The 20,376-nt window shown below is 62.7% G+C and carries 19 protein-coding genes; 14 read left to right on the forward strand and 5 right to left on the reverse strand.

All coding sequences use genetic code 11. The features are described from left to right. Nucleotides 1-58 precede the first annotated feature (58 nt). The gene (gene aspA / locus B7E02_RS08310; RefSeq protein ID WP_080794921.1) at nt 59-1,639 is read left to right on the forward strand and encodes an aspartate ammonia-lyase; all 1,581 of its coding nucleotides are present in this window, start codon (nt 59-61) and stop codon (nt 1,637-1,639) included. A gap of 204 nt (nt 1,640-1,843) precedes the next feature. After that, entirely contained in the window at nt 1,844-3,154 is a 1,311-nt protein-coding gene (locus tag B7E02_RS08315) for an anaerobic C4-dicarboxylate transporter (protein WP_425429792.1), read from the forward strand. On the opposite strand, the gene B7E02_RS08320 is transcribed toward B7E02_RS08315, so the two are convergent. From B7E02_RS08320 to B7E02_RS08335, 4 genes are all read right to left on the reverse strand, one after another. Next, nucleotides 3,151-3,480: a DUF202 domain-containing protein gene (locus B7E02_RS08320; RefSeq protein ID WP_080794922.1), complete on the reverse strand. Its 330-nt coding sequence runs from the start codon at nt 3,478-3,480 to the stop codon at nt 3,151-3,153. The genes B7E02_RS08315 and B7E02_RS08320 overlap by 4 nt on opposite strands. Beyond that, on the reverse strand, nt 3,481-3,855 hold the full coding sequence (locus tag B7E02_RS08325; protein ID WP_143336781.1) for a YidH family protein: 375 nt from the start codon (nt 3,853-3,855) through the stop codon (nt 3,481-3,483). Between the two features lie 97 nt (nt 3,856-3,952). Next, entirely contained in the window at nt 3,953-4,219 is a 267-nt protein-coding gene (locus B7E02_RS08330) for a HigA family addiction module antitoxin (protein WP_080794925.1), read from the reverse strand. A gap of 189 nt (nt 4,220-4,408) precedes the next feature. Continuing rightward, nucleotides 4,409-5,230, reverse strand: coding sequence for a RecB family exonuclease (locus B7E02_RS08335; protein WP_080794927.1), 822 nt, complete (start codon nt 5,228-5,230; stop codon nt 4,409-4,411). A gap of 114 nt (nt 5,231-5,344) precedes the next feature. Between B7E02_RS08335 and B7E02_RS08340 the strand changes: the two genes are divergently transcribed. The 12 genes from B7E02_RS08340 (at nt 5,345) to B7E02_RS08395 (ending at nt 19,757) form a co-directional block, all read left to right on the forward strand. After that, nucleotides 5,345-6,607 carry a M18 family aminopeptidase gene (locus B7E02_RS08340; protein WP_080794928.1) on the forward strand — a complete coding sequence of 421 codons (1,263 nt, stop codon included), beginning with the start codon at nt 5,345-5,347 and terminating at the stop codon, nt 6,605-6,607. 37 nt (nt 6,608-6,644) lie between these two features. Then, nucleotides 6,645-7,481 (forward strand): tRNA (adenine-N1)-methyltransferase, encoded by an 837-nt coding sequence (locus tag B7E02_RS08345; RefSeq protein WP_080794930.1) that lies wholly within the window; start codon nt 6,645-6,647, stop codon nt 7,479-7,481. A 39-nt stretch (nt 7,482-7,520) separates the two neighbouring features. After that, nucleotides 7,521-9,071, forward strand: coding sequence for a proteasome ATPase (arc, locus tag B7E02_RS08350; RefSeq protein WP_245802292.1), 1,551 nt, complete (start codon nt 7,521-7,523; stop codon nt 9,069-9,071). A gap of 14 nt (nt 9,072-9,085) precedes the next feature. Then, on the forward strand, nt 9,086-10,618 hold the full coding sequence (gene dop / locus B7E02_RS08355; RefSeq protein WP_080794933.1) for a depupylase/deamidase Dop: 1,533 nt from the start codon (nt 9,086-9,088) through the stop codon (nt 10,616-10,618). A 66-nt stretch (nt 10,619-10,684) separates the two neighbouring features. Further along, on the forward strand, nt 10,685-10,879 hold the full coding sequence (locus B7E02_RS08360) for a ubiquitin-like protein Pup (protein ID WP_080794934.1): 195 nt from the start codon (nt 10,685-10,687) through the stop codon (nt 10,877-10,879). 11 nt (nt 10,880-10,890) lie between these two features. Then, complete coding sequence (pafA, locus tag B7E02_RS08365; RefSeq protein WP_080794935.1) at nt 10,891-12,309, forward strand: Pup--protein ligase; 1,419 nt, start codon at nt 10,891-10,893, stop codon at nt 12,307-12,309. Between the two features lie 12 nt (nt 12,310-12,321). Then, entirely contained in the window at nt 12,322-13,278 is a 957-nt protein-coding gene (locus tag B7E02_RS08370) for a helix-turn-helix transcriptional regulator (protein WP_080794937.1), read from the forward strand. Nucleotides 13,279-13,281: 3 nt separating this feature from the next. Then, nucleotides 13,282-14,259 (forward strand): helix-turn-helix transcriptional regulator, encoded by a 978-nt coding sequence (locus B7E02_RS08375; RefSeq protein WP_080794938.1) that lies wholly within the window; start codon nt 13,282-13,284, stop codon nt 14,257-14,259. 83 nt (nt 14,260-14,342) lie between these two features. Next, entirely contained in the window at nt 14,343-14,618 is a 276-nt protein-coding gene (gene tatA / locus B7E02_RS08380; RefSeq protein WP_080794939.1) for a Sec-independent protein translocase subunit TatA, read from the forward strand. 94 nt (nt 14,619-14,712) lie between these two features. Then, the gene (tatC, locus tag B7E02_RS08385) at nt 14,713-15,681 is read left to right on the forward strand and encodes a twin-arginine translocase subunit TatC (protein WP_342743718.1); all 969 of its coding nucleotides are present in this window, start codon (nt 14,713-14,715) and stop codon (nt 15,679-15,681) included. A gap of 26 nt (nt 15,682-15,707) precedes the next feature. After that, nucleotides 15,708-18,482 carry a DEAD/DEAH box helicase gene (locus tag B7E02_RS08390; protein ID WP_080794941.1) on the forward strand — a complete coding sequence of 925 codons (2,775 nt, stop codon included), beginning with the start codon at nt 15,708-15,710 and terminating at the stop codon, nt 18,480-18,482. A gap of 123 nt (nt 18,483-18,605) precedes the next feature. Next, nucleotides 18,606-19,757, forward strand: coding sequence for an HNH endonuclease signature motif containing protein (locus B7E02_RS08395; protein WP_143336718.1), 1,152 nt, complete (start codon nt 18,606-18,608; stop codon nt 19,755-19,757). Here B7E02_RS08395 and B7E02_RS08400 read toward each other — a convergent pair. Continuing rightward, nucleotides 19,754-20,362 carry a trypsin-like serine protease gene (locus B7E02_RS08400; RefSeq protein WP_080796859.1) on the reverse strand — a complete coding sequence of 203 codons (609 nt, stop codon included), beginning with the start codon at nt 20,360-20,362 and terminating at the stop codon, nt 19,754-19,756. The genes B7E02_RS08395 and B7E02_RS08400 overlap by 4 nt on opposite strands. Nucleotides 20,363-20,376 lie beyond the last annotated feature (14 nt).

The raw sequence follows: 20,376 nt of genomic DNA on the forward strand, positions 1-20,376 counted from the left end.
TAGGATTGATAGTTAATGACAAACCGGTCATTTGCAAAGATCCTGTGAGAGGCAGAACATGTCGAAGACGACCAAAAAGGTTTCCGAGCAGTCTGTGGATTCCGAGAACACCCTGGACAACCCGGCGGTGGACGCAGACACCCAGGTGGCTGCGAAGGAAACCACTTCAGCAGGCAGGAAGATCGATTCCCCGAAGCGCACAACCGCCGGTGGGAAGAACTTCCGGCTCGAATCCGATCTTCTCGGCGAGGTGGAGGTTCCCGCGGACGCCTACTACGGCGTGCACACCCTCCGCGCCATGGAGAACTTCCAGATCTCGCGTACCACCATCAACCAGGTTCCGGAGTTCATCACCGGCATGGTGCAGGTGAAGAAGGCCGCGGCTCTGGCCAATCGGCGCCTTCACACCCTCCCTGCGGAGAAGTCGGAGGCGATCGTGTGGGCCTGCGATCAGATTCTGGTCGAGGGCCGCTGCATGGATCAGTTCCCGATCGATGTCTTCCAGGGTGGTGCGGGGACCAGTCTGAACATGAACACCAACGAGGTGGTGGCCAACCTCGCGCTGGAGTACCTCGGGAAGGAGAAGGGCAGCTACGACGTGCTCCACCCGATGGACGACGTCAACATGAGCCAGTCCACCAACGATTCCTACCCGACCGGATTCCGTCTCGGTGTCTATGCGGCGATGAACAATCTGGTCTCCGAGATCGAGCTGCTGCAGTCCGCCTTCCGGGACAAGGGCACGGAGTTCGTCGACATCATCAAGATGGGGCGCACCCAGCTCCAGGATGCCGTACCGATGAGCCTGGGCGATGAGTTCCACGCCTTCGCCCACAACCTCGCGGAGGAGCAGGGTGTCCTGCGCATGGCCATGGAGCGTCTGCTCGAGGTCAATCTCGGTGCCACCGCCATCGGGACCGGGGTGAACACCCCTTCCGGATACCGCCACCAGGTCACCGCCACCCTCACCGAGGTCACCGGACTCGAGATCAAGTCCGCGAAGGATCTGATCGAGGCCACCTCCGATACCGGAGCCTATGTGCTCGCGCACTCCGCGGTGAAGCGTGCGGCGATGAAACTGTCCAAGATCTGCAATGATCTGCGCCTGTTGTCCTCCGGTCCGCGCGCCGGCCTCAACGAGATCAACCTTCCCGCCCGCCAGGCCGGGTCCTCGATCATGCCAGCCAAGGTCAACCCGGTCATCCCGGAGGTTGTCAACCAGGTCTGCTTCAAGGTCTTCGGAAACGATCTCACCGTGGCCATGGCCGCCGAGGCGGGGCAGCTCCAGCTCAATGTCATGGAGCCGGTCATCGGGGAGGCGCTGTTCCAGTCGATTCGCATCCTCGGCAACGCGGCGAAGACCCTGCGTGAGAAGTGCGTGGTCGGTATCACCGCCAATGCGGATGTCTGCCGCGCCTATGTGGACAACTCGATCGGGATCATCACCTACCTCAATCCCTTCCTCGGACACGACATCGGGGACCAGATCGGCAAGGAGGCCGCGGAGACCGGCCGCTCGGTGAGGGAACTGATCCTGGAGAAGAAGCTCATGGATGAGGCGACCCTGGACACCGTGCTGTCCAAGGAGAACCTCATGCATCCGATCTTCCGTGGCAAGCTCTACCTCGACCAGCGGTAGGAACGGGATGACCGCAGTGGTGTCCGAAAATGTCTGAATGTGTTAGTTCCCACATTTTTTGCACCACTCCGGGAGCATCGACTTATATATTATGTAGGCATAATCTTGGCTCCAGGCTGGACAAACGCGGTTGAATCCGTGGCAGGCGTGGTACATGTCCGATCCAGCGTTAAAGCCCCGACATGGAAGGTTCAGTGAAGCCACATGCTGTTGATCCTGCAGATTCTCATCGTCCTGGGGGCCATCATCCTCGGTGCCCGGATAGGGTCAATCGGCATCGGCCTGGCCGGTGGTTTCGGTGTCCTGCTGCTGGGGCTGACCGGCATTCCGGTTACCCGCGAGGATATCCCCTTCGATGTCATTGGTATCATCATGACGGTGATCGCCGCGATCTCCGCGATGCAGCGGGCCGGCGGAATGGATTACCTGGTGCATGTCGCGGAGAGGTTCCTGCGCAAGAATCCGAAGCAGATCACCTTCTGGGCCCCGGTTGTGACGTATCTGATGACCCTGTTCGCGGGCACCGGACACACGGCCTTTTCCACGATGCCCGTGATCGTGGAGGTGGCCAAGGAGGGAAACGTGCGGCCCTCACGTCCACTGTCGGTGGCGGTGGTGGCCTCGCAGATCGCGATCACCGCCTCACCGATCTCCGCCGCCGTGGTTCTCATGGCCTCCCTGGTGGAACCGATGGGGGTCAGCTATCTCACGCTGCTGGCCGTGGTGATTCCCTCGACCTTCCTCGCCATCTTCCCCACGGCGATCATCGCCAACCACCTCGGCAAGGACCTCGAGGATGATCCGGTCTATCAGGATCGGCTCGCCAAGGGCCTGGTAGCGCCATCGAAGGGCACGTCCAACTATGTCCCGACCCGCGGGGCGAAGGCCTCGGTGTGGATCTTCCTCGCCTCGATCATCCTGGTCATGCTCTACGCCACCGCCATCAGTGAGCAGCTCGGGCTGATCACCGATCCCACGCTGCCGCGCAACGAGGCGATCATGACCATCATGCTGACGGCGGCGACCGTCATCGTGCTGATCACGAAGATTCCAGCCGATGAGATCCTCAAGACTCAGGTGTTCCGCTCCGGAATGTCGGCGTGCGTGTGTGTCCTCGGCGTGGCCTGGCTCGGCACCACGATCATCAATGCCCACATCAAGGAAATCCAGGATCTCGCGGGTGAGGTTCTGCAGAGTTCGCCGTGGATGCTGGCGGTGGTTCTCTTCTTCGCCGCGGCGCTGCTGTACTCCCAGGCCGCGACCACCCGCGCGCTGATGCCGGCGGCACTGGCGATGGGCGTTTCGCCGCTGACGGCCGTGGCCTCCTTCGCCGCGGTCTCCGCGCTGTTCATCCTCCCGACCTATCCGACCCTGCTGGCCGCGGTGGAAATGGATGACACCGGTTCGACCAGGATCGGCAAGTACGTGTTCAACCACCCCTTCCTCATTCCGGGCACGGTGAACATCGCGATCGCGGTGGCGCTCGGATTCCTCATAGGTGGAGTTCTGATCTAGAGGGCGGCCAGCACCAGGACGAAACCGGAGATTCCGAAGACGATCAGGGCGGCGGTTAAGGTGACCACCGCCCTGACGTTTGCGTTTCGACGCCCCCGGACCAGCGCGTAGCCCATGTCGCGGTATCTGCGCGCCTGGGTCAGGTAGAGGACCACGGCCACACCGAGGACGGCGAGTATCAGGGTGTGCACGCCGGAGCCGAACTGCGGTGACCAGCGCAGCAGGATGGCACTGGCCAGTGCGAGTGAGATCGCCGTGCGTTCCCACGCCAGCGAGGTGCGTTCGGGTTGGAGTCCGGGGTCCAGGGGTTGCAGGGGAGCGGACATCTAGGCGAACACCCAGATCGCCAGCAGGCAGGCGATGACGGATGCGGCGGAGAGAACGGGAATGATTGCGGGCACCGGCAGCGGGCGCCGGCGTCGCATCGCCCTCTCGATCCGGACCCAGCGCAGCGCGGATCCCGCGGCGATCAGCAGGCCGATGGCGATGATGAACAGTGCCGTCCAGGTGCGGAGCTGCTCCGAGATGTGCTGGATCGGCAGTGCGGCCAGGGCGACGCCGCCGGCCAGGAAGGCCAGCGAGGTCCGCGTCCATGCCAGAAACGTGCGCTCATTGGCGAGCGTGAACCGCGGGTCCGGATCGCTGCCGTCGGGCAGCAGTGCGCGCGCGAGCCAGCCTCGTTGATCGTCGGGATCGGCCACCACTTGCTTCTCCACTTTTCCTTCCCGCCTGAAAATAACTCTTGACCTAGGACATTCTAGTGCGTACGGGGAAGGATCCGCACGTCAGGACGCGGGTTCAGGCGGAATCCCTGGAGTGCTTGTGGTGCTGATCATAGTCGCGCTGGAGTGCGATCCATTCCTGGACGCTGAGTGGGAACGCCCTGGCCAGCCTGATGGCAAGGCCGACCGTGAGTCCGGTCTGCCCGCTGATCAGGTTGTTGATGGTGGATTCGGTCACGTGGAGGGATTTTGCCAGATCGTAGGCGGTAATTCCCGCGGGTTCCAGGTAGTTCAGGCGAAGGACCTCACCGGGGTGCTGTGGCGCTGGATCTCCGGTGGTCACTGATCCTCCTCAATCGCTCCGGAAGCTGACTTAAGTTTGCCTTAGTTAATAAACCTATGGGATTCATAATTAATTAAAGGTTGAGCTTAACAATAGTCGATCCGGATGCGTGCGCAAAGAGGTGAAACTTCATTGACCTGCATGTATGCAGCGAGCATTAGAAAATCATCGAAATATCAATCTTTAGGTTTAGTCCCGCGCCCGCGCATCCGCGGTGCTACCCGGCCATCCCGGGTAGACCGGTGGAACGCCACCGAACTCGGGGCACAGTTTCTGGAAGGAGCACCATCCACACAGTTTGGAGCGCTTCGGGCGGAACTCACCCGCCCTGCCATCCATCTCGATCTTCGCCCACAGCTCACCGAGGTCACGTTCGAAGAACTCCAGCTGTTCCCTGGAAGGGCTGAGAAACATCGAATCGGTGGCCTTGAGGTACATCAGCCGCAGCTGCGCGGGGATCTCATCGAACATCCGCCAGTACACGAGCGCGTAGAACAGCATCTGGAACCTCGCCTGCTGGCTCCACTGCGGTTTGGGTTTCCGTCCCGTCTTGTAATCGACGACCCGGACCTCTCCGCCCGGTGCGGTGTCCACGCGGTCGATGAAACCACGGACGGGTACACCGTTGGGCAGAATGGTATCCACGTACATCTCACACGAGGTGGCATCAAAGCCCTGCGGATTCTCCATCTCGAAATAGCCGCGCAGCAGGGCACGGGAATCGACGAGAAAACCCATCAGCTCCTCCTCTGGCACCAGGGTCCCCAGTTCCGGATCCCCGGCGCACATCGCCTCCCAAGTCGGCTTGAGCCGTTTGACCATGGCCGGATACTCGCGCTCGGCGCGCGGGAGCTTGTGCATCTCCTCGAGCACGGCGTGGACGAGGGTTCCCTTGACCTGCGCGACGGTCTTCGGTTCCGGGAGCCGGTCGATGGCCCTGAGGCGGTAGAGCAGCGGACACTGCTGGTAGTCCCCGGCGCGGGAGGGGGACAGGGCGAGGGGAGTGGTCATGATGGTTGACACCTTAATTAATGCGCGGGCCGGCATCCATTCGCTAGTAGTGGTCATGATGGTTGACACCTTAATCAATGCGCGGGCCGGCATCCATTCGCTAGCCTTGGACCCATGCATGTCACCGATGATTTCCTCTCCTTTATCACCCTGAGCCCGAGTTCCTACCACGCCGCGGCCACCGTGGCCGGACGATGTGAACACGAGGGGTTCACCCGTCAGATTGAAACCGAGGCCTGGGACGCCTCGCCGGGAGGGCATGTCGTGGTCCGTGGCGGAGCGGTCATCGCCTGGTGGATTCCGGAGGAGGCCACGACCGACTCCGGGTTCCGGATCATCGGAGCCCACACCGATTCCCCCGGTTTCAAGCTGAAGCCCATGGGTGATCTCAGCTCGCACGGCTGGCAGCAGGCCGGGGTGGAGGTCTACGGAGGGCCGATCCTGAGTTCCTGGCTTGACCGTGAGCTCTGCCTTGCGGGTCGTATCGCCCTTGCCGATGGATCAGTGAAGCTGCTCACCACGACACCGGTGCTGAGGATCCCGCACCTGGCCATCCACCTGGATCGCAGCATCAATTCGGACCTGAAGCTCAATCCCCAGAACCACATGCAACCGGTGTTCTCGGTCGGGGAGCCCGGGACCTCCATCATGGACGTCATCGCCGACTCCGCGGAGGTTGAACCATCGGATATCCTCAGCCACGACCTGATCACGGTGGATACCCAGGCACCGGAGGTCTTCGGTGCCCACGGGGAGTTCATCGCCTCCGGACGCCTGGACAACCTCTCCAGTGTCCATCCCGCGATGACCGCCCTGATGAAGGCCGCCCGATCCGGTGATGCCGGAGCCGAGATTCTGGTGCTCGCCGCCTTCGACCACGAGGAGGTGGGCAGTGCCAGCACCACCGGGGCCGCAGGACCCCTCCTCGGTGATGTGCTGAACCGCACCGCGTTGGCGCTGGGCGCCGACGGGGATTCCCGGGCCCGCATGTTCGCGCGTTCAACCATGGTCTCCGCCGATGCCGCGCACTCCGTGCACCCCAACTATCCGCAGCGGCACGATCCGGTCAACCAGCCGATCATCGGCGGCGGGCCGGTGCTCAAGGTCAATGCCAACCAGCGGTACTCCTCCGATGCGGTGACCTCCGGGATGTGGATCCGCGCCTGTCAGATGGCGGGGGTCCCGCACCAGGTGTTCGCCGGAAACAATGACGTCCCCTGCGGTTCGACCATTGGCCCGATCAGCGCCACGCGCCTGGGAATCGCCTCGGTCGATGTCGGAATCCCGTTGCTGTCGATGCACTCAGCCAGGGAAATGGCAGGGGTGAAGGATCTGAAGTGGTTTGAACAGGCGCTGGAGGCCTATCTGGTAAGTTAACGCCGTCGATTCCACTTGAATAAGAAAGCGAGGGCCCATGCCCTACTCCGGCCCCTTCCAGCCAGGCGACCGCGTCCAGCTCACCGATGCCAAGCGCCGCCATTTCACCATCATCCTGGAGCCGGGGGCATCCTACTTCACCCACAAGGGCCAGATCTCCCACGATGACATCATCGGCTCGGATGAGGGCACGGTCGTGGAATCCTCAATGGGATCGCCCTACCTGTGCTTCCGGCACCTCATGGTCGATCACGTTCTCAGCATGCCCCGTGGGGCCGCGGTGATCTACCCGAAGGACTCGGCCCAGATTCTCGTGGAGGGCGACATCTTCCCGGGTGCGCGCGTCCTCGAGGCCGGTGCCGGATCCGGCGCACTGTCCATGGCACTGCTGCGCGCGGTGGGGGAGAAGGGGCGGGTGATCTCCTATGAGATCCGCGAGGATCACCTCGAGTATGCGGTCTCCAATGTCGAGGAGTACTTCGGCGAGCGTCCGGCCACCTGGGATCCCCGGCTCGGCGATCTCAAGGAGGTCACCGTGGATGATATCGGCGGCCCGGTCGACCGGATCATCCTGGACATGCTCGAGCCCTGGGAGATGCTGGAGACGGTGAAGAATCTGCTCATCCCGGGCGGGGTGTTCATGACCTACGTCGCCACGGTGCCTCAGCTGATGAAGGTGATGGAGGGTATCCGGGAACAGAAGTGCTTCACCGAACCACGCGCGTGGGAGTCACTGGTCCGGGACTGGAAGGTCGAGGGCCTGGCAACGAGGCCCGAGCACCGCATGAACGCCCACACCGCCTTCCTCATTCTGGCGCGCCGCCTCGCGGACGGCGTGGTGCCGCCCCGTCCGCAGCGACGTGCGCGTCGATAAGCTTTCGTCAGGCGCTAGAGTGGGTTCATGGCAACACCGATGAATAGCTCCTTCTCCGATTTCAACAGGGAGGAGTTCACCCGTCTCAGCACCGAGATCCGCCAGCTCAAGCGGAGCAATCAGGACCTGGGCGCGCGCAACTCCAAGCTGGCGGAGATGCTGAAGTCCTCCCGCGACAAACTGTCGGTGCTCTACTCCCAGATCGAGGATCTCTCCCAACCGCCCTCGCTCTACGGCACGTTCCTGGAGATGTCGCCGAACGGCGGCACCGCCGAGATCTTCACCGGGGGCCGCCGCATGCGGGTGGCCATGTCACCGATGCTGTGCGCGGCCGATCTTCTGCCCGGGGTGCAGGTGCGACTGGGCGAGGGCAACCAGATACTCGAGGCCTTTGAGTTTGAACAGACCGGAGAACTGGCCACTTTGATGGAGATGATCGGCCGCGACCGCGCCCTGATCTCCGACCGCACCGGCGAGGAACGGGTGGTTAAACTCGCCGGGCCGCTGATGGACCAGACGAGGAAGCTCCCGCGGCCCGGCGACACCCTGCTGGTGGACCGTCGCGCCGGGTATGCCTTCGAGGTCATCCCCAAGACCGAGGTGTCCAATCTGGCGCTCGAGGAGGCCCCGGACGTCTCCTATTCCGATATCGGGGGGCTGGACGCGCAGATCGAGAAGATCCAGGACGCCGTGGAGCTGCCCTTCCTGCATCCGGAGATGTACCGCACCTACAACCTGCACCCACCCAAGGGGGTCCTGCTCTACGGCCCGCCCGGTTGTGGCAAGACCCTGATCGCCAAGGCCGTGGCCAATTCACTAGCCCAGCGCATCGGGGAGACGGGTACCTCCTATTTCCTCAACGTCAAGGGTCCCGAACTGCTCAACAAGTTCGTCGGGGAGACGGAGCGTCACATCCGCGTAATCTTCGAGCGCGCCCGCGAACTCGCCGGTGACGGACGCCCGGTGATCATCTTCTTCGATGAGATGGAATCCATCTTCCGGACCCGCGGCTCCGGGGTCAGCTCGGACATGGAGACAACCGTGGTCCCGCAGCTGCTCGCCGAGTTGGACGGGGTGGAGGATCTGAGCAACGTCATTGTCATCGGGGCCACCAACCGCGAGGAGCTGATCGACCCGGCGATTCTGCGTCCGGGGCGCCTCGACATCAAGATCCGCATCGAACGCCCCGATCGCGAGGGTGCCAGGCAGATCTTCACCCGTTACGTCAACGATTCACTGCCACTGGCGGAACCGGCCGTGGACATGATCGACGCCGCGGTGGACCACCTGTTCACCCCGCGGCCCTATGTTCGTCTCACGTTGATCGACGGTACCGTGGAAACCCTTTATTACCACGATTTCGTCTCCGGGGCGATGATCGCCAATATCGTCGACCGCGCCAAGAAAAGCGCCATCAAGGCACACATCGAGGGCAGCGGCGTCGGGTTGAGCACCGAACAGCTGCTGGTGGCCATCGAGGAGGAGAACCAGCAGAGCGAGGACATGCCCAACACCGCCAGCCCAGATGAATGGTCGCGGATCACCGGTCGCCAGGGCAAGCGGGTCACCCACGCCGAAGTGATCGTCTAGACAGGGGTCGGAACATGCAACGATTCATCGGAGCCGAAACCGAGTACGGCATCTCCACCCCGGGACACAACTATCTGAGTCCGATCGTCACGTCGACCCACGCCGTGGTCGCCTATGCCAGTGCGCGGGGTTTCGGCGACCACCGCGTCCGCTGGGATTTCGCGCACGAATCCCCTCTGCGCGACAGCAGGGGGTTCGATCTGCGCCGTTACCATCAGGTGCCCACCGTGGATCCGCACGCGCTGGGGGTGGCCAACGTCTTCATCACAAACGGGGCCCGGTTCTATGTTGACCACGCGCACCCGGAGTACTCCTCACCCGAGGTGACCGACGCCAGGGACGCAATGCTTTACGACGCCGCGGGTGACCACATCCTACTGCAGGCGGTGGCGGACGTTGCCGCCTTCAGCGACAACGGCGTCTCCGTGCTCGAGGGCCACGAACCGTGCCCGCCGTTGAAAATCTACAAGAACAACGTTGACGGCAAGGGCGCGAGCTACGGTGCCCATGAAAACTACCGCTACGCCAGGTCCGTGGAATTCGACGTGCTCTCCCGGGCACTGATTCCCTTCTTCGTGTGCAGGCAGGTGATCATCGGGGCCGGACGTGTCGGAATCGGCCAGCTCGGCCGCGGAGCCGGTTTCCAGATCAGTCAGCGCGCGGACTACATCGAGCAGGAGATCTCCCTGGAGACCACGCTCAACCGCGGAATCATCAACACCCGCGATGAACCGCACACCGATGCGGATAGCTGGGGTCGCCTCCACGTGATCATCGGTGATGCGAACATGTCCCAGACCTCGAATCTTCTCAAGTTCGGGATGACCTCCCTGGTCCTCGACGCCGTGGAGGCGGGGGTGGACTTCAGTGACCTGTCGCTGCAGCGACCGGTTGCAGAGGTATCCCGGGTGTCCCACGACCTGAGTCTGGGCCACAGACTCACCCTCAGCGACGGCCGTGGGTTGACCGCCCTCGAGATCCTGCGCAGCTACCATGAACGCATCAGCACGAACCTGCCGCCGGAGGAGTTGACCGCTGTGGACCGGGAGGTGCTGGACACCTGGGCGGGGGTGATGGAGATGCTGGCGACGGATCCCCTGAGCACCTCCCATCTTCTGGACTGGACGGCTAAACTCGCCCTGATCAATTCCTTCCTGGCCCGCGGGATCACCATCGAGGACGCCAAGATCAGCCTTCTGGACCTGCAGTACACCGATATTGATCCGGCACGCAGTCTGTATCACGCACTCGTGCGCAAGGGTAGGATGCACACGCTGGTTTCACAGGATGATATAGCCAGGGCCGCCCTGGTACCGCCTGAGGGTACCAGGGCCAGGTTCCGGGGGCGGATGATCGACAGATTCAGCGATTCCATAGTCGCCGCCAACTGGGAGTCCCTGATCGTGGACACCGGCGACGGAGGGGAGCAACTGATAACGCTGACCGAACTGGACGCGCTCAGTGATACCCGCAGTGCGGAGATCCTGGAGTCCGCCGCGACGGTGAGCGACGTCCTGGATGCGCTCGGGCGGGGAGGAGCGGGGTAGACCCTGAAAACAGGACAGGCTAACCTCGGGTAGAAGTGCAGTTAAATTGAAGGAGAGTGGATTTACGTGAGCAGCAGGCAGACACAGATCATCGGTGGCGGCGGAAGAGACCGCGATGACCACGACGATCAGGATGTCGCAGCCGGCCAGGTACAGATCAACACCAGCGGTGTGGATGATCTGCTGGATGAAATCGATGGACTCCTGGAAAACAACGCCGAGGAGTTCGTGCGATCCTACGTTCAAAAAGGCGGGGAGTAGACTCGCTTCCCATGGGAGACTCGGGAGTTCTGACCCGCCGGATCGTCGGCGTCGAAAGCGAATACGGCATTACCTTCATGGACGGCGACACCCGTCTGCTCAGGCCCGATGAGATCGCGCGGTACATGTTCCGGCCCGTCGTGGAGAAGTACGCCAGCTCGAATATCTTCCTTCCCAACGGGGCACGTCTCTATCTCGACGTCGGCTCCCACCCGGAGTACGCCACCGCGGAATGTGACGGCCTCACCCAGCTGATCAATCAGGAGAAAGCCGGCGACGCGATCACCAACGCCATGGCCGTCGAGGCCGAGCACGCTCTCGCCGGAGAGGGCATCGGCGGGCAGGTCTACCTGTTCAAGAACAACGTCGATTCAGTGGGTAACTCCTACGGCTGCCACGAGAACTACCTGGTATCCCGCGATGTCTCCCTGAAATCCCTGGGGCGCAGGCTCATGCCCTTCCTGATCACCCGCCAGCTGATCGCAGGTGCCGGGATGATCTACGTACCGGACCCGGCGAAGCAGAGTTTTCCGCTCGGTTACTGCGTTTCACAGCGCGCCGACCATGTGTGGGAGGGCGTGTCCAGCGCCACCACGCGATCCAGGCCCATCATCAACACCCGCGATGAGCCCCATGCGGATTCCCACCGCTACCGTCGCCTGCACATCATCGTCGGTGACGCCAACATGGCTGAGCCGTCGATCGCGCTGAAGGTCGGATCGACGCTGTTGGTCCTGGAGATGATCGAGGCGGAGTTCGGGCTGCCCGACATGGAGTTGGCCCGTGACATCGAGTCCATCAGGGAGATCTCCAGGGATCAGACGGGTTCGACACCATTGCAGTTAAAAAATGGTGGGACCATGACCGCGCTTGACATCCAGCGCACCGTCCACGATCACGCGCGTTCCTGGCTGAAGCGGCGTCCGGAACAGGGCGGGACCAGCAACGCGGAGATGGCGCGCGTGGTGGATCTTTGGGGCAGGATGCTCGACGCCCTGGATACCCAGGATTTCTCCGGGGTGGACCAGGAGATCGACTGGGTGATCAAGAAGAAGCTCATCGATCGCTTCCGGGACCGCGGGAACCTCGCTCTCGACGATCCCAGACTGCGCCAGGTCAACCTCACCTACCACGACACCAGGCCGGGACGCGGACTCTTCGATGTCCTGCAGTCCAGGGGCCTGATCAGGCGGTGGACCACCGACGCGGCGATCGCCGATGCGGTGGACAACGCGCCGGAGACCACGAGGGCCCACCTCCGCGGGCGAATACTCAAGGCAGCGGATAGGCTAAATGTACCCGTGACCGTGGATTGGATGCGCCACAAGGTCAACCGCCCGGAACCCCGGGCCGTGGAGCTGGGTGATCCTTTCGCCACCGTCAGTACCGACATCGACGATCTGATCACCTACATGGAAGCCAACGCCTGATTCGGAGGTCCGATGGACAGCAGAAGGGACGATCTTGAGCGTCTGGTCAATCTCACATTCGCTTTTCTGTCCGCGGAATCCTATTCCCGCAAATACCTCACCCACGCCTGGATCCGCACCCACGTCAACGGTTACGGCTGCCTGGGCGATGCGGCCTTCCGAAAGAAACTCAGTCGCGATCTCGCCTATCTGCGCAGGGTGGGTGTACCCCTGGAGCAGGTCAGCGGCACCGAACAGGCCTACCGTCTGCGCCCCGATACCTACCAGCTACCGGAGGTGCAGTTCACCCCGGCCGAGTCCGCCGTTCTCGGGTTGATCGGTGAGATGGGCCAGAGCCAGGAGCTCGACGCATTCGCACGCTCGGGATGGACCAAGATCGCAGCCGGTGGGGCGGAGCGTGAGCTCTCGCGGTCGCCGGCCGTGACAAATGCGGGTGATCTGCGCACCCTGTCCGCCCACACCCTCGATGCGGTGCTCAGGGCCCGGCACCGCGGGCGTCGAATAGCTTTTTCCTACGCGCGCAGTCGCGCGCTGGAGCCCAGCACCCGCACCATGGACCCCTGGGGTCTGGTGCCGGAACGGGACCGGATCTACCTCGTCGGCTTCGATCTCGATCGCGGGGCACCGCGCTGCTTCCGCATCACCCGGATCTCGGATGTGCAACTGATCGCGCCGGCGACGCACCTGCCGGCGGAGGGCACCGACCTTCAGGAGGTGGTGCGCGAGCAGTTGCGCAGGGGACGCCAGCTTATCGACGCCCACCTGTCCATCACCCCCGGACGCGCCGTGGCACTGAGCTCCGTGGGTACCGACAACGGCGACGGGACCTGGACACTCAGGGACGTCGAGCGCGACTGGTTGGTCAGGACCGCCGCGGCCAGCGCGCCGGATGCGGTGCTGCTGTCACCGTCCGACGCGGTGGCTGATGTGCTCGGATTGCTGAAAAGGGCTGCGGGAGCGGAAGAGTAGACCATGGCGAAAACGCACAGGACGATAACGGAGCTGACCCGGTTGCTCAATTTGCTGCCCTATTTCCAGGCGCACCCGGATCGTTCCGTGATGGAAGCGGCGCGAGATCTCGGGCAGAGTCCGCAGGAGATCATGGAGGACCTCAACAGACTGTGGATGTGCGGCCTACCCGGACTGCTGCCCGGCGATCTGGTGGATCTTGAGTCCTCCTACGCGCAGGTGAAGATCATCAATAGTCAGGGTCTGGACAAGCCTCTACGCCTGACCCCCACGGAGGCCGGGGTGCTCCTGCTATCCCTGGAGTCACTGGAGAATCTTCCGGGGGTGACCGATCAGGCCGCGGTGAAATCCGCGGCCGCCAAGCTTCGCTCGATCATGGGTGATGCGGCCGCCGCCGTCTATGACTCCGAGGCGCCTGAGAAGGACGGCGACACCCTCGCCACGATCCGTGCGGCGATGGACGGGCAGATCAAGGTCTCCTTCACCTATCACTCCATTAGTTCTGACACGACCTCGACCCGGGTTGTCACACCGAACCTGATCTTCACCAACGAGGGTGAGACCTATCTTTCGGGGTGGGAGGAGAGGAGCGCGGGGCACCGCACCTTCCGACTGGACCGTATCCGGGATATCGTCCTGGTGAATGAGCCTGGCCAGGCCCATCCGCAGCCCTTCACCGCCGATGATCCCTTCAACGCGGTGGGTCACTCCGAGGTCGCCCGCGTGCTGATCCGCTCCGATGCCACCTGGTTGGCCGACTACATGAATCTGGAGCTGGCCGAGGGCGCGGAGCCGATCCTGGACGGGCAGGGCCGGGAGTGGTTCACCGTCACCGCACCGTTGTTGTCCAGGGACTGGTTCATCCGCTTCGCCATCAGTTACGCGGATGTGCTGCATGTTCAGGACCCGGAGGACCTTCGGCTGGCGCTGCGCCAACGAGCCGACAGCGGTTTGGCGGCGTATGATCTTGGCGTACAGTAGGGTGAAAGTTTTTTTCACGCACCTTGTTTCAGTTTTTTTCACACGTGGTTTCAGCGCCGCAATATGAGTTTGGAGTAGGTCACATGTCCCTTGGACCATGGGAAATTGCCATCATCGTCCTGTTGATCATTCTTCTTTTCGGAGCGAAGAAGCTACCCGACGCGGCACGATCGATCGGCCGCTCCATGCGCATCTTCAAATCCGAGGTCAAGGAGATGAACAAGGACGACGATGTCCCTGATCATCAGCCTCCCGCAGCACCCCAGCAGATCGCGGCTCCCCAGCCCAATTTCGAGCAGCACTATCAGCAGGAGCCCGACTACCGTCAGAACTACGAGGGTCCCAGGCGCGATTCCTAGTCCTCATCCGGACGGATAAACGGGGTAGGTCGGAGAAAAATTGTCAGCGCCTTCAGAAACTCAGGGAAACGCTCAGAAATCCGCTTCAAGGCGGATTTCCCGGCGGAAGAAGAAGTCCCCGACCGGGGAGATGTCGATCGTCGATCACGTCAAGGAATTTCGTCGACGGCTGTTGATTTCGCTGGCTGCTGTGGTGGTGGGAACCATCATTGGTTTCATCTGGTACCAGCTCACCATCCAGATCTGGGGGATCAGGATCCCCTCGCTCGGCGAGATTCTGCGCGGCCCCTATTGTTCCCTCCCGCCCGAGTCCAGGGCGGCATTCACCGCCGATGGCGGGTGTCGTCTCCTCGCCACCGGCCCCTTCGATCCCTTCATGCTTCGGCTGAAGGTGTCCGCGCTGGTGGGCGTGGTGCTGGCCTCCCCGGTGTGGCTTGCTCAGGTCTGGGGCTTCATCACTCCGGGGCTGATGAAGAACGAGCGTCGGTGGACCTCGGTCTTCGTCTCCATCGCCGTGGTGCTCTTCGTCGCCGGCGCCGTTCTGGCATACTTCATCGTCGCATTCGGATTGGAGTTCCTGCTCACCATCGGCGATGAAACCCAGACCACCGCCCTGACGGGTGACCGCTACTTCGGCTTCCTTCTTATGCTGTTGCTGATCTTCGGCGTGAGCTTCGAGGTTCCGTTGATCATCGGCATGCTCAACGTGGCCGGTGTGCTGACCTACGATTCCATCAAGGACAAGCGCCGCATCATCATCATGGCGCTGTTCGTTTTCGCAGCCTTCATGACACCGGGTCAGGATCCCGTCTCGATGCTGGCTCTGGCCGTCTCCCTGACCCTGCTGGTGGAGGTGGCGATCCAGTTCTGCCGCATCAATGACAGGCGACGGGAGAAGCAACGCCCCGACTGGCTGGATGAGGACGATCTCTCCGCCTCACCGCTGGATGCCGCACCGGGCGGAACCGATGCTCCGCAGCCGTTGGAGGCACCAGAGGCAGTCGAACCCACCCCGCAGGCCAGCTTCCGCAGCACCGGTTCCGACTTCAGGGACGTGCTCTAGTTCCGTCGACGGGTAATCTGAGGCGCATGAGCTTAACCCCGGACCCGCATTTTCCAGAATTCTCCGCAGAACTCGGATTCGAACTCGATCCCTTCCAGATCTCCGGCTGCCGTGCCGTGGAGGCGGGCCATGGTGTCCTCGTCTGCGCGCCCACCGGTGCCGGCAAGACGGTGGTCGGGGAGTTTGCGGTGTCTCTTGCGCTGTCCCGGGGCACCAAGTGCTTCTACACCACCCCCATCAAGGCGCTGAGCAATCAGAAGTACCACGATCTGGTGGCCAGGCACGGTGCCGAGGTCGTCGGCCTGCTCACCGGTGACGTCTCTATCAACCACGACGCTGAGATCGTGGTGATGACAACGGAGGTGCTGCGCAACATGATCTATGCGGGGTCACCCGCCCTGGACCGGCTCAGCCACGTGGTGATGGACGAGATCCACTTCCTTGCCGATGCTTCCCGCGGCGCGGTGTGGGAGGAGGTGATCCTGAACCTTGATGAATCCATAAGGATCATCGGCCTTTCTGCGACGGTGTCCAACTCGGAGGAGTTCGGAGAGTGGTTGAGCACGGTGCGCGGGGATACCAGGGTGATCGTCACCGACCACCGACCAGTTCCCCTGGATCAGTACATGATGGTCCACCGGAAGGTTCTTCCTCTGTTTGAACCGGGTTCGGACGGCCGGGTCAACCGCGAGTTGGAGGCGGTGATCGACAGGTTGAACGAGCGCAGCAGCGAGCAGGGCCGCTCCGAGTTCCGGGCGGGGGAGGGTTTCCGCACCCGCAGCAGGGGCGAGGAACGCGGTGGTCGACCGCGCGAGCAGGATCGCCACCGCCCGCTCGGTAGGCCCGAGGTTCTCACCGTGCTCAAGGGCATGAACATGCTGCCGGCGATCACCTTCATCTTCTCCCGTGCCGGATGCGATGGTGCGCTCTACCAGTGTCTGCGCTCGAGACTGATTCTGACGGATCAGGAGGAATCGGAGGAGATCGCCCGGATCATCGACGCCGGAGTGACCGGAATTCCGGAGGAGGACCTGCACGTCCTCAACTTCAGGCAGTGGCGCGCGGCCCTCATGCGCGGTTTCGCGGCCCATCACGCAGGCATGCTACCGGCCTTCCGGCACATCGTGGAGGAGCTCTTTGTCAAAGGGCTCGTCCGCGCGGTCTTCGCCACCGAGACGCTGGCACTGGGCATAAACATGCCGGCCCGGACCGTCGTCCTGGAAAAGCTGGTCAAGTTCAACGGCGAGGCACACGTGGATCTGACGCCGGGGCAGTACACGCAGCTGACCGGACGAGCCGGCCGGAGGGGGATAGATGTCCTCGGAAACGCTGTGGTGCAGTGGTCCCCGGCGATGGACCCCAGGTTCGTGGCGGGTCTGGCCTCCACCCGCACCTATCCGCTGATCTCCACCTTCGCTCCCGGGTACAACATGTCGGTCAATCTGCTCAAGACGATCGGTTATGAGCAGTCCCTCCGCCTGCTGGAGAAGTCCTTCGCCCAGTTCCAGGCGGATGGCTCCGTCGTCGGTGAGGTTCGTGAGATCGAACGTGCGGAACACCGGGTGAGGGATCTTCGCGCTCAGTTGGACAGGGAGATCACCGCGGCGAATCCGGGGATACCCGGCGGTGGTGATGTCATTGATTCCTTCCTCACGTATATGCAGCTTCGCAGGGATCTCACGGAGGAGGAGAAGGACAACCGCAGGCACGGTGTCGAGCAGAGACAGCTGGAGACCGTTCGCGTCCTCTCGAAGCTCCAACTGGGTGAGGTTATCGCCATGCCCGGACGCAAACGGCCCGTGCTGGCCGTGGTGGTCACCCCCGCCAACCAGGCCCGGGATCCGCGGCCCTGGGTGACCACGGAGTCGGGGTGGTCGGGGCGTATCGACGCGGAGTCCTTCACAAATGCACCCATTGTTGTCGGGCACATGAGGTTGCCCCGCGGAGTCGTCCATGCCCCGCGCAGCAACACCCGCCAGGTGCAGGACGAATTCCGCCGCGGACACTACCCGCGGCCGAAGAAGTTGAAGGAGTTCGCGCGGATCGGGCCGAGCGCCAGGGTCACCGAGCTCAGGGCCGCCATCCGCGAACATCCGGCGCACGATTGGCCGGATCGCGAACAGCTCGCCCGCACCGCGGAACGCCTGCTGCGCAAGCAGCACGATCTCGAGCGGATCCAGGGGAAGATCTCCAGGGCGAAGGAGACCCTCGGTCGGCATTTTGAGAGGATCCTGGCACTGCTGGCGGAGATGGACTATGTCGATTACAGCGATCCGAGCAATCCCGTGATCACCGAGGAGGGCGAGCGCCTGGCCAGGGTCCACAATGAATCCGACCTCCTGGTGGCGCAGTGTCTCAAACGGGGCATCTGGGAGGATCTCGATCCCGCCGAACTCGCGGGTGTGGTGAGCATGTGCACCTTCGAGAACCGCAAGGCCACCGGTGGAGAGCCCGACGCGGCGAGCGAGGAGATGGCCGAGGCGATGAACAACACGGTGCGCATCTGGACCGAGCTGAGTGCGGATGAGCAGCGGCACCGACTTCCCACCACCCGCCAGCCGGAGGGTGGCTTTGCACTCGCCGTCCACCAGTGGGCCGCGGGTGCGCCACTGGGTTACTGCATGGCGGCTGCCGCGGAGTCGGGGGCGGAGCTGACCCCGGGTGATTTCGTGCGTTGGTGCAGGCAGGTCATCGATCTGCTCGAGCAGGTCGCCAAGACGGGCTACAGCGATGAGATGGCCCGCACCGCGCGACGTGCTGTCGATGCGATCCGTCGCGGTGTGGTTGCCATTGGCTCATAGCTCCGGTGACGGTGTCCGTGACGAAAGTACCGCCATTCGAACACTGTTCGAAATTATGTTCGAGCGTGTCCTCCTTCTGCTCTATGCTCTGAGGTGGAACCATCACACCAGGGGGTGCACGTCGTGACCGTACAGACCTACTTCTGCCATCAGAACCCGAACAGTGCGCAGTCGTTTGTCAACTATGAAATAACCAAATCCATCTACCATCAATGGCAGCTCCTTCTCTCCGAGGACGAGCATGACGCCGATTCACTGGTCACAGAACTCATGCGGGTCACCGGGCAGAGCAGGAATGACGTGAACAAGGCCATCAAGGCCGATCGGTTGCTCAAGCTTCTTCCCGAGCTCCGGGTCCTCGTCGAGGAGATGTTTCATGTCGGGATCTCCTATCTGGCCAGAATCATGGACGCGATCTCCCGGGCGCACGGAAGCATCCTGTCGGTTCTGGAGCAGCGCATCGTCGACAGGCTTACACCGCGCGTCGCCGACGAGGCCATGATCCAGGCCAGCGATCTGGCGGGGCTGATCACGAAATGGATCAAGGAGCTCGACCCGACCTTCCAGGGTCCCCGGCCACGCAGTGAACGCGACTCGGAGTATCTCGAGTTTGATACCCGCGGGGATTCCACCTATATCCGCGGAAAACTGGCCAGCGCCGATGCCCGGAGGCTCCTGGACACGCTGACATCGGTGGGAAAGGGAAGGATGTCCCTGCCGGAGGCACTGCGGGCATTCCTGGATCGGAGGGCACCGCTCCGCGTGGTTCAGTACCTTTACACCCCGAAGGACCGGGGGCGGCCGTGGATTGCCGGTGTCGGATACCTCGGCGCGGTACTGGCGGCGGACTGGGAGGAACGGATCAAAAGGTCAGAGGACCTCGATGAAATGGAGAATGTGGTCGAACCGGGGTACCGGCCCAGCAGGAGGATGCGGGCCGCGGTGATGGCCCGAGATGGGCACTGCCGTTTCCCCAGCTGCTCGGTCCCGGCCGACCGCTGCCAACTTGACCACGTCCTGGCCTGGGAGAAGGGAGGACCGACCGCGATGTACAACCTGATCTGCTGCTGTCAGCATCACCACAACATGAAATCGGATGGGCGCTACCGTCCCGAGCTCAATGAAGGCGGCGAGGTGATGTGGATCGGCCCGATGAACCAGCCGGTGGTCACCTCACCGCTGGGACCCTTCGCGGAGGTGATGCCCACGGGGCTATGGGGCCAGACCCTCCGCCAGCGAATGGCTGGATGGTGTGACCGCAGGCGCCGAGGTTAGCGCAGCTGATCCATCGCCCACTGGATTTCCGGAAGGAAGGGGCCAACCTGCGCCACCGTGGCTAGACCGGTGTTGAATCCCAGAGGATCGGTGATCATTGACTGGATCGCGTAAACGATGCCGTCCTTGAGCACCGGACCACCGGAGTCACCACGAATCGCCCTGTCCGGAGCATTGAGGACAAGGGCGCCGTGCCGCACGCGGGTGATCCTGTTCCGGGAGACGTTGCCCGGAATCGCCGTGATCACCCGCCCGTGCAGCTCTTTCGGCGCCAGTCCCCGAGGTTGGCCACCGAAACCGGTGGTCAGGGTGGAATGGCCGATGCGGAGGGTGTCGGTAGCCATGCCGGGGAGCTTCATGGTCGGAGCATGGCCATTCAGGCGGAGTACCGCGATGTCGGTGCCGAAGATGGCCAGGTGGCGGTTCGCCGTACCCGAGTAGGTCTGGTTCCTAACCCGGATCACAGCTGCGGGACCATGGAGAAAGTGCGCAGCGGTGATTATGAATCCCGCCCTGTCTGTGACCGGATCCATCGACCCGGTTGTCAGGACCCCGGTTGCGTAACGTCCCGCGGAGTTTAAACGGACGGTGTGGGAAAGTCTCACATCCACAAAGCTAC

This window comes from Corynebacterium pacaense, from assembly GCF_900169525.1.
GTDB lineage: Bacteria > Actinomycetota > Actinomycetes > Mycobacteriales > Mycobacteriaceae > Corynebacterium > Corynebacterium pacaense.